The organism is Marinobacter sp. ELB17 (assembly GCF_000169375.1).
Lineage (GTDB): Bacteria > Pseudomonadota > Gammaproteobacteria > Pseudomonadales > Oleiphilaceae > Marinobacter.
Genome location: NZ_AAXY01000005.1, coordinates 282,613 through 295,691, shown reverse-complemented (window position 1 = coordinate 295,691; position 13,079 = coordinate 282,613). Strand labels below are relative to the sequence as shown.

Genomic DNA, 13,079 nt, shown 5'->3' with positions numbered 1-13,079 from the left:
AACACGGGGCAGCGCCGGCCAGCTGCAAGTGAAGTCGAATGCACAACTTAAACCCAGTCAATTAATGTCTTGACTCAGGGGTCCACCACACTTCGCCCAGCTGGTAATCAACCAGGTGGGTTTTTACGCCCATGGACTCGAAGAACGCCTGGGTTTTGTCGATAGCGCGGTCCAGGTTATGCAGGGCGGTGAGTTCGTGGCCCAGCATGTGGGTGGGCCCAGTCTTGCGGCACACCGCTGTCAATCAATCCATTCAGGGCCAGGGTGGCGGTCCACATCAGGCTGGCGCGCACCTGGTAGTTTTCAGGTTCGGCCAGGCACTGGGGACCAATCTCGATCAGCGTTTGCAGCAAGCCTTCGGAAAAACGATCCTGCACCGGCGACTGGCAGGGTCAGCACCGCGCCAAACGGCAAGGCTTTATCTACGTTGTTGCCGCCTTGCAGCAAGATGTCCCACTCATCGCGCTTCAAACAGCGCGGCAAATGCGGGTGGGATTGTGAAAATCAAAATTGTTCATGGATAATCTCTTTTGTGGGGCTCAGTATGCGACCGGTCTACTTGGAGGCACCAACACTTTTGCTGTTTTTCGTGATGTTTTTGTGAGGCTTCAGCGGATGATTTGCGGTTTTCACGCATCCGCGTAGGGACATAAAGACTGTGCTGGCCCCGCCGGACCTTGCAAAGTATTTCAGCTTTTGTAACCTGCTCACGGGTTTAATGTTCACTAGGGCCTTATACTGTGGTTTGATTCAAAAACCACGAAAGAATCAACGACCACATTTTTCCGAATGAAGTGGTGGATGCAAAAGGTTATGCCGGCTGCTTTGGTGTTTACGCCCAATCGACCGTTTCACGATGCATCACCGGGCCGGTAGTACGGCTCTGAGGAACTGGCTTTGAACGATTATCAATTGGGCAGTACGGTTGTGGTTGTGAGTCTCGACAAACTGGTTGCCAAGCTGGACGATGCTATTCGGGCGCTGGAACAAAGCGAATCTCTGGCGAAGTTTGGCAAATTGCCCAGGGTATTTGGTACCGCCCGCCGGGTGCTGCTTCAGCCGGGTGGCTGTGAAGCCGTCGAGGCGCGTATTCAGCGCATTGAGCAGGCAGGCGTTTTTGAGGGTACGGATTGGGCCGAACCGGGCCTTTTGGTGCCGGCTTTGACCACCTATTCGCTGCAAAGCACAAATGCCGATACGGTTGTGATTGAGGCGTTCAGCGAATTACGGTTGCTGGCAGTGGTGCGCGAATCCTATCTGCACCCGGCGGTGTCTGCTGCTGAGGCAAGGCATTATCTGATTCAGGTGTTGGCGATTAACCTTGGTCTTCTGTTTGGGATGACCGGCGAAGCCGAACGCGAACAGGGCGAATTGTCGTTAATCAGCGAAGCCGTGGTGCAATATGTGGCTCAGAACATCGGCTACGAGCATGTGATTGAAAATCTGATTGAGGAAATCTGGCGCATCTTGCAGCAGCGGCCCATTCGCGTGTCGGGTGTTCGCAAGATGATCACCCAAATTGCCATTTGTCGCGCAGACCCGAATGTGGACTTGGGCGCAGCCGGCGGCGGTGCTGAACGTTTGATTAGTAGCCTGTATGGCCCCACGCGGGCGTGCAGTGAAGACCCGGGAATAGTGGTTTACGAACAGCGCCTGCAGGCGATGGACGCGCAAAATCTGCAAAATGAAGCCACCGGCTTCGCCCGCTCGATGCACGATACGGGTCTTGTGTCGCCGTATCACGCCAGCTTTGTACGCTTTATTATGGATGAAGGTCAGGATGCGCTGCTGAGCGCGGCTTTGGGGCTTTCCAGTACCGGCCGAGACTGTTTGTTGTGTTACCGGGAATTGGTGCACACGCTGATTACCGAAGGCATTTTCGCTGAGACCGCCCAAGGCCTTTACGGCTTGGCGTTGCTACTGGAGCGTGGAATTCTTTACCAGCCGCCGGTTGCGCCTGCGCTTTGGCGACAGGCCAAGCTATCGCTAAGCCCGGAGGCCCGCGAACGCCTGCAGTTGGCCTATGGCTATCAGCCCCAGGCCAATGCCTGGTTGATTCAGGGTGTGTTGAACATGCTGGGCCAGCCTTTGGGCGTGGGCCAGGGTAACAACCCGACTTGCCAGTCGGCACGGGCATTGTCTATGTGGGCCTATAACGACCCGGACTATCTATTGCAGATGGTGACCTGGGCTGCGCGGGATAACGAAATTGTTATGCACTTTGAAGGTGTTCCGGTGTCGTCGGCGCGCAGTGCCGCCGGGCTTGCCGCCGAGGTAACGTTTGATCTGGACCCGGTGTCGCTGGTGGTGGTGCCCCATCTGGACCGCATCTACGTGGAAATGGGGCGCTTGTGCATTGGCCGCGAGGGTGACCCTCATCGTTGGGTGAATCCTGAGTTCCACGGCTGGTCTGCCGGCCGTGGCTTTGCCATTAACGTAGATGTAGCCACCGGAAATCTGGACAACCTGGACGAGTTTTTACGGCATTTTTACGCCAGTTATCACCCCTATTACAACGGCAATCAGCCGTTGATTCACCCCCAGCCAGCAGGCATAGCGGTAACTGACAGAGCCGGGCGCTTTATTGGCTGGCACGCGATTACGATTCTGCGGGTAGCGCTAGACCCGGAAGGGCAAATGCGGGCTTACTTCTACAACCCGAATAACGACAGCGGGCAAGACTGGGGCGACGGCGTGCTAGTGAGTACATCCGGCTGTGGTGAGCGTTTTGGTGAGGGTTCATTGCTGTTCGAAGCGTTTGCATCGCGGCTGTATATTTTTCACTTCGATCCCCTGGAGCGGGGAGAACTGGCAGATGTAGACCAGGAAGAACTTCAGCGGGTAGTCGAGCGGATTTACCGTAGTTGGGGAGCGAGCCGTTTACCGGCAGCACTGCAGGCCGAACCACCGGTTTAATGTCAGCCCCTCGCTGTCAGGCGCGGGGCTTCAGAATCCCGCCTATGGCACCACTGCGTAAGCCACGATTTCCACCAGCATTTCTGCGCGGGCAAAGCCGGACACAATAATGGCCGCGCGGTTGGGGAAAGGCTCGGCGACAAACGTAGCGTATTCGCGATTTACCGCGGCCAGGTCATCCCGGTCGGTCACATAGATAAGCACTTGGGTAAGGTTGGCAACGCTGGTGCCGGCGCTTTCCAGGGTGTGCTTCAGGTTAGCCAGGGTCTGCTTGATTTGCGGCTCTATACCGCCATCCACCACGTTGCCTTCGGCATCAATTGGGATTTGCGCGGTGAACAGAATGCCGTTGCCCACGGTGGCCCAGGCCAGGGGTGATTTCGAGGCTGGCAGGTTAGTGTTCACGGGATATGGGGTCATTCTGGGTTCCTAAGTGGTGAGTACTGGATAGCTGAATATTGAATAGTTGCGTATTGGACTGCTAATCGGTTTAGTCGTTATCGCTGGTGCCGGCTCCGGCGCCCTGGCGTGAATCGTCTGATGATTCCACCAGAATTCTTGTGGCCAGTTCTTTTAGCCGGTCCCACATTTCAGGTTCTACCTCTATGCCTTCGGCCAAGGCGTGTTTCTGCCAGTTGTTCATGCTGTGTTTGTCTTGATGCAGCAGGTTGTTCAGGGTTTGATCGGCCTTGAAGTCGGGCATCAGGTTGACGTGGTTCACCATCACCAGGGTAATGCCGTCATTGGGTTCTGTGTCATCCGGTATGTCGTCCAGGCTGTACATACAGATTTCCGGCGCTTCTTCGCCGGCTTTGAAGCTGACCAATATTTCCGTCAAAGGCTGGTGGGAGTCGCGCCAGAACGCGGTAACGCTCATGTTGCGCCGCGCCACCCGCGACAGGTAGCCCACAATCAGCATGCGGTTGTGGCAGTGACGTATTTTTGTCACCGACAGCCCGCGCGCGCGGCATTTGGCGTAACCCAGTTCGATGGCCAGGCTGGCGTTGTTCAGAGCCGTGCGGTTGTGGGCGTCTACCACGCACAGGTCGGCATCCTGGTAGATGATTTCTGGCGAATGTGACTGATCTTCTTCGAGTATGAACGCCAGGCTACGCTTCAGGGATTGAATGCCGTTCAGGCCGTGGGCTTCCATCCACACCACCATGTCGGCGGCGTCGCTGGCGTCGCCGTCGTCAAAACCGACGCCACTAAACGCCTTGCGCGACAAGCCCTGCAATTCGTTAAACGATACTTTCATTGGGCTTCTGCCTGCTTTCCGGGCTGCCGTTCTGGCTGTATGGGAAAGCTCCAGTCGTCAAGCTGGTCCAGCGACAGCGCAGGGTTTGTCAGTTCAACGCCTAGGGGTGCGCCCTGGAACAACGTGATGCGAACCCAGCGGTCGGATTTTGGGTCAAACCGGCCTGCGCCAAAGAATGACAGTTTCGTGCGCAGCAGGTGCATGGGTTTCATATCGCGGTGCCATAAGTTAGCGCGAATTTCGCCGTAGGGCGTCGGTGCCATGGTCTGGATACGCCGCACAATTTCTTTCTGCTTCGAGTGTGCCATCAAAAACTCGACCACCATGGCACTGGGGTTGTTCTGTACAAACTCCGCCAGCAGGGTATAGCAGCGGCTGATACGCGGGCCTATGGCCAGCGCGGTTTCTTTTTCGGCGCCAGATTCCTCGGCACGAATGCCCAACCGCGGTTCTTCCTTTTCCTCCGAGCGGTACCAGAACCAGTAGTTGTCTTCTGCGCTTTCTTCGCTGTAGCTCAGCGCCCAGGCAAAGCTCTGCTCGATCAGCTCTTTCAACTTTCGCACTTTCATATCGGGCTGCAAATCCATGGTTTCATGGCAGCCCAGTTCATCGTCCAGGCTGTCTACCAGTTCTGGATACATCTCTATCAGCAGGGTGTTGATCAGTTCCTGCGCTTCAACCGAGCTGTGTTTGTCTGCCCAGTCGGTCAGTTCGCGATACAGCGCCGGATGCGCAGGGGTGCGCTCCAGCCAATCGATCACTTGCTGCACCGACTGCACAATGTTCCGGTTGCGCTGGGTTTGGGCCTGGTCTTCGGTAACGGTTTGCTGCAAATAGCGGTGGGCGCGCAGCATCAGCGCAAGTAACTTGTTGCGGCATTTTTCGCTGGCAGGCTGCAGGCGCGCGCAAGCCAGGGCGCGTTCGCGGCCGTAGATCCATTGCTGAATCAGCTGCGGGTGATTGATCAGAAACGGCGCCATACCCAGGCCGGTGGAGTTGCCAATGCCCAGGTAACGTTGCAGTTCCGGGGCTAGCTCTGCGGCAGTGTCTGGTGCTTGCACCCTTGCCAGGTGGTTCAGTTGCTCAATGGAGAACTGGCGCAGCACATACACAGCCAGCATTTGCGCAGAAAATGGCCGGTTTAAATCCGTGTTGCGTTCCAGTCGGGCAAAATCGGCAATGCCAAATTTGCCGTTACCGTAGACCGCCGTGGTGCGGTAAAGATAACCGACCGCCGTCAGCGCGGCTGGGTCGGGCTGTTCGCCGACGGCCAGCGCAGCCACAAACTGGCTGAAGTTGCGTAGGCTCTTGTTGGCCCGCGACAGAACCAGAACTCTGGAAGACAGTCGGCCAGCTTCCTGCAATGGCACGTTGTCGGCCATGTTCTGCAGCAGCTCCGCTTCCACATCGCCTTCAACTATTGCAAAGGTCGCGTCCCAGGCTTCGGCAATGACCCGGTCTGAGCGCTGGTCTGCGCGCAGTTCGCGGCAGAAAATCACGCAGTGGTAAAGCCCCTGGGGCGTGGTGATGCGGTAAATAGCGGTGCCGTGGCCCTGGTCGTTCAGGTCAAACACGGCGTTGCTGATCTGCCAGCGTTCCTTGATCATCTTGCGCACCAGCGAGCGAGCAAAGCTCAGGCGGCTGGCGAACATACTGCCCAGCCGGTCTAGCTGCATGACCTGATCGGCGGGACGCAGGTTATCGGTGGTTGAAAGGGTATCGGCCCAGCTCATGATCTCACCTTTGAGTATTCTGCCGGTGTTACCGAGCCTGTTGCTGCGGTTGCACCAGAGAGTTGTGGAATCAGATTCTGTTCACGGGCCATGGCGTAGGCGGCTTTTGGGCCCAGCCAAAGCGACGGGAGGAGAACCAGCGACACAGGAATAGCGGTTATCACAATAAACTGTTGCAGCACGCTGATTTGCCCGGCGCCCATGTACAGCAAAACGCCAGCCATGCCAGCCATAGCCAGGCCCCAGAATGCGCGTACAAAGGTGTTGGGATCGTCATGGCCGGAGCTGACCACGGCGATGGAGTAGCTCATGGAGTCGCCGGTGGTGGCCACGAATATGGTGGTTAGTACCAGAATGGCCAGGGCCATAAAGCTGCCGCCTGGCAGTGCCTGGGCGACGGTAAGCGTGGCTACGTCAAAGCGGAAGTTGTTGAGGGCGTCGGCCAGGTCAATCACGCCGGTCATCTGGTAGTAGATGCCTGAACCTCCCAAAAGCGTGAACCAGACAGTGGTGGCAATAGGGGCCATAACCGCTACCGCCATGATCATTTCACGAATGCTGCGGCCGCGGGATATGCGCGCCACAAAAATCGCCATCAATGGGGCGTAGCCGATAAACCAGGCAAAGAAGAACACGGTCCACCACTTCATCCACCAGGCCGGTGCGCTTTCTGAGGTCATGGTTGCCATTTCTATGAACGATGACACGTACTGGCCCATGCTCTGGAAGTAGGTGTTGGTCAGGAACAGGGTAGGGCCAAAGATAAAGATAATGGCGGCAACGGCCAGCGCCAGGAATACGTTCAGGCGGCTTAGAACCTGAATGCCGCGGTGAATACCGGTGACGGCAGAGGTTACGTAAATAGCCGCCAGCACCACCAGAATAGCCATTTGAGTGCCCAGGCCGTCTGCAAGACCGAACAGTTCACTCAGGCCGAAGCTCATTTGGGTGGCCAAAAAGCCAATCGGGCCAACGGTGCCGGCAACCACTGCAATAACGCAGCAGGCGTCGACGACGCTGCCCAGCCAGCCGCGCATGACCCTTTCGCCAAACACCGGGTAAAGCAATGTGCGCGGCTGCAGCGGCTTGTCATTTACATAGTGGGCATGGGCCAGAACAATCGCAGACAAGGTACCTAGCACCGCCCAGGCCAAAAAGCCCCAGTGCATAAAGGACTGTGCCATGGCGTTGGACACGGCGGCTGCCGTGCCTGGCTCGGAGGTAAACGCCGGCGGGGTCACCACAAAGTGATAAATGGGCTCGCCTGCGGCGAAGAACACGCCGCCACCGGCCAGCAGGGTACACATAATAATAGACAGCCAGCGGAAGGTGCTCATCTCCGGGCGGTCGAGATTGCCGATTTTGGCACGGCCGGCAGGGCTGCAAGCAACGCCGATGGCAATAAAAAAGGTGGCCAGCAACAGCATCTGGAAGTAAGTGCCAAAGACTTTCGCGGTCCAGGCAAAGCCGGTACCAATCAGATCTGCGACGCCTTTCAGGTCAAACAGCGAGAACCCGACGAACAGCACAATAAAGCCCACACTGAGTGCCAGTAATACCGGGTCGCCCAGCTGGGCAAGTGAGTAATCGCCGCCTGCCTTGATTTTGTTATTTTTCATCACGCTTACCTTTTTTTATTGAGACACCCTGGTTTATTGAAACACCCTGGTTTGATGGTTGGTGTTGCGCCTGCCAGTTTTCTGTTCGCCGGTCTTCAAATTGCCGGCGCGGTTCCCTTTTCAAGTTGTTTTAGCCAATTCACGCCCATGATCTTTTGCACGTCAATGTCGCTGAATCCTTTTTTCCGTAATCCTTCAATAATGGCAGGAAAATCGCGATTGTCCTGAAACCACGTTAACGGTCTTGGCCAGCCGGCGTTGCCTTTGTTGCCTTCGCCGAAATCCATTTCCTTGGACCAGCGCCCGTTGCGCATCCAGTCCAGCACCGATTGCGGTTGGCCCTGGCACAAATCTGTACCCAGCCCTATGTGGTCAATGCCCATCAGATCGGCGGTATCGGCCACCATATTGCAGAAGCTTTCCAGGGTGCAGTCCGGCCCGTCTTTCAGATGGAACGGGTACACCGAAAAGCCCAGCAACCCGCCGCTTTCGCCGATGGCTTTTAGAACTTTGTCCGATTTATTGCGCTTTGCCGCATGGAACGTCGACGGATTGGCGTGGGAAATAATGACCGGCCGAATCGACAGTTCGATGGCCTCCAGCGTCGATTTTTCCGAGCTGTGGGACATATCGATGATCATGCCGGTACGGTTCATTTCCGCGATAGCTTGGCGGCCAAAGCGGGTGATGCCGTTGTCTTCAGCTTCGTAGCAACCAGTCGCCAACAGGCTTTGGTTGTTATACGTCAGCTGCATGATCATCAGGCCCATACGGCGCATGACCGCAATCATGTCGATGTCGTCTTCAATCGGCGAGCAGTTCTGCGCGCCAAAGAAAACGCCGATGCGGTTGCTTGCGTGGGCACGCTGGATGTCAGCCGGCTCGTACACCGGCATGATCAGGTCCGCGTGCTGCTCGAAACGCCGATTCCATTCGCCAAAGCGGGTCAGGGTTTCGCGGGTGTTCTCGTGGTACACCAGCGTGGCGTGCACGGCGGTAACACCGCCGGCGCGCATTTGCTCGAATATCTCACGGGACCAGTTGGAGTATTGCAGTCCGTCTATGGTCAGCATGACATGGCCCTCGTTATGCCCGCACGTAGCAGGTTTTTACCACGGTGTAGAACTCGCGCGCGTACTGGCCCTGTTCGCGGGGGCCAAAGCTGGAGTTTTTACGGCCTCCGAAGGGCACGTGGTAATCGGTACCTGCCGTGGGTAGGTTCACCATCACACAACCGGTTTCGGCACGGGCTTTGAAATCAGACGCCAGCTTCAGGGAGTTGGTGATAATACCCGCGGTCAGGCCGTATTGGGTGTCGTTCAGTGTGGTCAGCGCAGCTTCATAATCCGCCACGCGGATAACGCAGGCGATAGGGCCGAACACTTCGTCGCGGTTAATGGCCATGTCGTTGGTGGTGTTGGTGAACAGCGCGGGCACCATGTAATAGCCTTCGGTTGCCATTTCAATGCGGTTGCCGCCAAAGGCCAGGGTAGCGCCGTCGGCCTGGGCGCGCTCAATCCACTCCATGTTGGAGTCCAGCTGGCGTTTGTCGGCGATGGGGCCGATCTGAACGCCTTCGTGCAGGGCATGGCCAACGGTGGCTTTTTCCAGGCGGGCAATCAGCTTGCTGACAAACTCGTCGTGAACGGCATCGGTCACAATCAGGCGTGACGAGGCGGTGCATTTCTGGCCGCTGCCGGAATAGGAACCGTTAAAGGCGGCTTCTACAGCCAGGTCCACGTCGGCATCGTCAACCACGATCAACGCGTTTTTAGAGCCCATTTCCAGCTGGCATTTCACCAGGTTGGCGACGGTAGCAGACGCTATGCGGCGACCTACTTCCAGGGAGCCGGTAAAGGTCAGGGCCTGAATCTGCGGGCTGTTGATCAGGGCTTCACCGGTTTCGCCGCCGGAACCCATCACCAGGTTAAACGTGCCTGCCGGAAATTCCTGGCGGCTGATAATTTCAGTCAGCGCCCAGGCGCTGGCGGGTACCAGGTTGGCGGGCTTAAAGACGACGGCGTTACCAAACGCCAGAGCCGGTGCAATTTTCCAAACCGCAGTGGCCATGGGGAAGTTCCACGGGCTGATAATGCCCACCACGCCCAATGGCTCGCGGCGAACGTCAATTTCTACGCCCGGCCGCACAGATTCTGCACGCTCGTCAATCTGCCGCAGCACTTCGGCGGCGTAGTAATGGAAAAACTGACCGGAGCGGTACACTTCGCCTTTGCCTTCGGCCAGGGGTTTACCTTCTTCCCGCGATAGTAATTCACCCAGTTCCTGCTGACGCGTAATCAGCTCGTCGCCAATGGCCATAAGAGCTTTGTAGCGCTGTTCCAACCCGCTTTTGCTCCACTGCGCGAAACCCTGCCGGGCGGCGCTAATGGCCTGTCGGGTTTGTTCGGCGCTGGCCTGGTCGTACTCGCCGATCACATCGGTCAGGTCAGACGGGCTGGAGTTGGTGATGCGCTTGGCGCCGGTGACCCATTGGCCATTGATGTAAAGTGGGTGGGACGTACTCATGAAATTCTCCTTTGGTCTTTGTACGTATACTACTGCCGGTGACATAATAAGAATAATCAATAAATAAGATTTTTTGATAAGAAACTCTTATTAGTTCACTGAGGAAACCGGTATGCCGCCCGAGCTTAAAATCCAGCAGTTGCGCTATGTGATTACGGTGGTGGAAGAGGGTAGTTTTCACGCTGCGTCACGACGTTTGCACCGTACCCAGCCGGCGTTGTCGATGGCGGTGCGGGAGCTTGAGCAAAAGTTGGGGCAGAATTTTCTGGAACGGGGCAGCAAGGTGCGTCTGACGCCGTTTGGTGAATATTGCTTACCAAGGTTTCGCGATCTGGTGAACCAGCACGACCGCATGGCGCGGGACGTGGCCGCTCACGCCGATGGCCGCGAAGGGCACATCCACATTGCCACGGTGCCTTCGGTGGCCAGCCGAATCATGCCGTCGTTTCTGGCGCGCTTTATTACCCGCTTTCCTGATGTGAATATTAGCCTGCACGACGAAAACGCCCATTATGTGTGCCAGATGGTGGCTAACGGCGAGGTGGATCTGGGTATTACCAGTTTGTGGCAAAACAGTGAAGAGCTGCACTATCGCCATTTGTTCGAGGACAAAATTGGCGTGGTGTGTCGCCGTGACCACGCGCTGGCCCAGCACAAAACCCTGGACTGGCAGCGCTTGCGCGGCGAAAAGCTGATTGGTAATGGTACCTCGCGGTTATTGATGAACACCGCGGCGGCCGAGTTGGTGGAGAACAGTGCCTTCTATATATCGAATATGATTTCTTTGCTGGCGATGCTTGAAGCCGGAGCCGGCGTGACCACCCTGCCGCGGTTGGCGTTCCCCGAACAGAGCGCCAGCTTGTGCTTTATCCCGCTGGACAATCCGGACGTAGTGCGCCGCATTGGTCTGGTGAAATCCGCCAACCGCACCCTGGCGCCGGCAGCCCAGGCGATGGAGGCGTTTGTGCTGGAGCAGATGTGGGCAGATGCGGTATAGGGGGTAGGGGACAGATTTGAAATCTGTCCCCGGTTGTTCCATGGGTGTTTTACGGCAATGAAAGGCAGGTACAAAAAAGGCCGCAATGGCGTTACCCGTTACGGCCTTTTTGCACGCCTGGTGTCTACTGCGTTTTGCAGGTTTTAATGCCGAGCAGTGAGTAGGCAGGGCAGTTACCGATCAGCGCGGTGGCCAGCGGCACAATACCAATCCAGCCCCAAGGCGTTTGCGGGCCGACAAACACCAGTGCTAACAGTACAACACCGATGAGTGCGCGGATGATTCGATCTGCAGATCCCATATTAACGCTCATAGTCTGATCTCCTTGCATTGGAGCAGTACAATGCCGACGAGCTTACGAATGAATCGATTCGCATGTCGCATATTAACGGGCATTGTCTGATCTCCTGGTATTGGATTAGTGCGACGATGTGAATTTTAGTCCTGCCGTCTTTGTAAGTCAGTGATAAAGTCACAGTGGAGGCTTGGGAAAGGTCTGCTGAGTCGTAACGGATGCGAATTCTATGGAGTTGGCGGTGGAAGGTGCTGATCGCAAGTCAATCTGGGTGCGAGGTGTGTTTATGCCGGGGCACTCCGCAACCGGTAACAAAGCAGTCGGTAAAAAGACCGGTTAAAGGCTACCGTCGGATTAAAGCCCAGTCTTCACCAGGGTAATGGCGGCAGCCAAGGCGCCTGTAAACAATAGGCAGCATACCGACAACGCCATATTCCAGCGCAAAGAGGCAACTTGGGCACTGTAACCGGTCAGGCGCTCCAGTAGCAGTGAATTGGCCGAGTACGGCGTACCCGCAGTGGTAAGGCCCCAGCCAGAGACCATGGCGATACCTAACCCAAGCACTGCGCTCACGGGCCAGATGGGCCCGAGCACGCCGCCAGTCAGAGTGCCGATAACAATCGGGTTAAATCCAATCATACCGCCCAGAAAAAACACCGATGGAATCACGAATGCAACCATCGGATAGGCCCAGCCCGGTAAGTTGAACCCTGCACCCAACCACTGAATAGCAAAGGTGCTGATCAGTACCCCAAGAAAGGCTGAGCCTCCAACTATCACCAGTTCATTACTTATCGGCGCCATCGACGGCAGGGTAATTTTGCTGCCCTGTAAACGCCGATGCGCCAATCCGATCACTACCGCACCGAGGCAACTCAGCGTCACTGCCCGCGAGTAGCTGAGATCAAAGTAGCCACTGAAGGCGAATGTGGCCCCGCAAACCGCCCCAATAACGGCGGAAAATCTCAGCCAGGGCGCCATACGGGCCAGTCTTGTGCCGAGCTTTGGTGCCTCGACAGGCTGGTATCCTGGTGATTCGGGTTCAAGAAACAGTGCCCCTATTAGCAGATAACCCACGGCCAGTGGCAGACTTATCGCAATAATCTGCCAGCTGTGTAGGGCCGGTACCAAGGTCACGGTCAGCACAATGGAGATCGATAGCGGTGAGAAAATCGGCGATGCGCCAAAACCGCGCAGTACACCGCGAGAAGCATTGCGAGTGATGGCAGAGTCGCCTTGCTGGTCTTTTTCACCCTGAATCATGGTGGCGACCACGCCGACCGAGCCAAAATTCAGCGGCATCGACAGAAAGGCGGTACCGAAGGTCACGCTGTAGTAGCGGGCCAGCGGCGAGCCGGCAAACAGGCTCTTGGAAATCAGCCTCAGATCAGCGGATTTACCCAGCATGGAGGACAGCAGCATCACCGTTATGATGAGCGCCGTCAGGCGGGTCATGCTGGTGGCGGCGCCTATCAGCGCTCTCGGCTCAATCGCGATCGCAATGATCGTCATCACCGTGAGCAGGCCGAACAGCAACCGCGCTACCAATCGAAGGTCCCGCCAGCCCAGGATAATGGCGCTGATGATCGCGATCGCACCCAAAACCCCGAGCCCAGGCAAAAATGACAGCACCCCGGCGCCCAAAGCCAGGTAGGTAAGCGCGGAACGCAGGCTTAGCAGGGATGCGGCGGTGTTCCGGCTCATGAGCTTAGACGGGGCATGACATCTGTCCATC

At 56.7% G+C, this 13,079-nt stretch carries 12 protein-coding genes; 2 read left to right on the top strand and 10 right to left on the bottom strand.

Translation table 11 applies throughout. From position 1 onward, the window contains the following. Nucleotides 1-61: 61 nt before the first annotated feature. Nucleotides 62-208: a hypothetical protein gene (locus MELB17_RS26330; protein WP_007349942.1), complete on the bottom strand. Its 147-nt coding sequence runs from the start codon at nucleotides 206-208 to the stop codon at nucleotides 62-64. Beyond that, nucleotides 177-377, bottom strand: a complete 201-nt coding sequence (locus MELB17_RS23725) for an iron-containing alcohol dehydrogenase (protein WP_007349941.1) — start codon at nucleotides 375-377, stop codon at nucleotides 177-179. The genes MELB17_RS26330 and MELB17_RS23725 overlap by 32 nt, the downstream gene beginning before the upstream one ends. Nucleotides 378-897: 520 nt before the next feature. Between MELB17_RS23725 and MELB17_RS09255 the strand changes: the two genes are divergently transcribed. Then, nucleotides 898-2,916, top strand: coding sequence for a hypothetical protein (locus MELB17_RS09255; protein WP_007349940.1), 2,019 nt, complete (start codon nucleotides 898-900; stop codon nucleotides 2,914-2,916). A gap of 42 nt (nucleotides 2,917-2,958) precedes the next feature. On the opposite strand, the gene MELB17_RS09250 is transcribed toward MELB17_RS09255, so the two are convergent. From MELB17_RS09250 to MELB17_RS09225, 6 genes are all read right to left on the bottom strand, one after another. After that, nucleotides 2,959-3,336, bottom strand: coding sequence for a RidA family protein (locus MELB17_RS09250; RefSeq protein ID WP_007349939.1), 378 nt, complete (start codon nucleotides 3,334-3,336; stop codon nucleotides 2,959-2,961). A gap of 70 nt (nucleotides 3,337-3,406) precedes the next feature. Then, on the bottom strand, nucleotides 3,407-4,174 hold the full coding sequence (locus MELB17_RS09245; protein WP_007349938.1) for an Ldh family oxidoreductase: 768 nt from the start codon (nucleotides 4,172-4,174) through the stop codon (nucleotides 3,407-3,409). Next, the gene (locus MELB17_RS09240; protein ID WP_007349937.1) at nucleotides 4,171-5,907 is read right to left on the bottom strand and encodes a hypothetical protein; all 1,737 of its coding nucleotides are present in this window, start codon (nucleotides 5,905-5,907) and stop codon (nucleotides 4,171-4,173) included. The genes MELB17_RS09245 and MELB17_RS09240 overlap by 4 nt, the downstream gene beginning before the upstream one ends. Continuing rightward, on the bottom strand, nucleotides 5,904-7,526 hold the full coding sequence (locus tag MELB17_RS09235; RefSeq protein ID WP_007349936.1) for a BCCT family transporter: 1,623 nt from the start codon (nucleotides 7,524-7,526) through the stop codon (nucleotides 5,904-5,906). Before MELB17_RS09235 ends, MELB17_RS09240 begins: the two co-directional genes overlap by 4 nt. 95 nt (nucleotides 7,527-7,621) lie before the next feature. Further along, entirely contained in the window at nucleotides 7,622-8,599 is a 978-nt protein-coding gene (locus MELB17_RS09230) for a membrane dipeptidase (protein ID WP_007349935.1), read from the bottom strand. A gap of 13 nt (nucleotides 8,600-8,612) precedes the next feature. Then, on the bottom strand, nucleotides 8,613-10,052 hold the full coding sequence (locus MELB17_RS09225) for an aldehyde dehydrogenase family protein (RefSeq protein ID WP_007349934.1): 1,440 nt from the start codon (nucleotides 10,050-10,052) through the stop codon (nucleotides 8,613-8,615). 112 nt (nucleotides 10,053-10,164) lie between these two features. Here MELB17_RS09225 and MELB17_RS09220 point away from each other — a divergent pair, with 112 nt between their 5' ends. Then, nucleotides 10,165-11,049 (top strand): LysR family transcriptional regulator, encoded by an 885-nt coding sequence (locus MELB17_RS09220; protein ID WP_007349933.1) that lies wholly within the window; start codon nucleotides 10,165-10,167, stop codon nucleotides 11,047-11,049. A gap of 124 nt (nucleotides 11,050-11,173) precedes the next feature. Here MELB17_RS09220 and MELB17_RS09215 read toward each other — a convergent pair whose 3' ends face one another. Together MELB17_RS09215 and MELB17_RS09210 are read right to left on the bottom strand one after the other, a co-directional pair. Next, the gene (locus MELB17_RS09215) at nucleotides 11,174-11,362 is read right to left on the bottom strand and encodes a DUF2892 domain-containing protein (protein WP_007349932.1); all 189 of its coding nucleotides are present in this window, start codon (nucleotides 11,360-11,362) and stop codon (nucleotides 11,174-11,176) included. A 336-nt stretch (nucleotides 11,363-11,698) separates the two neighbouring features. Continuing rightward, complete coding sequence (locus tag MELB17_RS09210; protein WP_007349930.1) at nucleotides 11,699-13,048, bottom strand: hypothetical protein; 1,350 nt, start codon at nucleotides 13,046-13,048, stop codon at nucleotides 11,699-11,701. Nucleotides 13,049-13,079 lie beyond the last annotated feature (31 nt).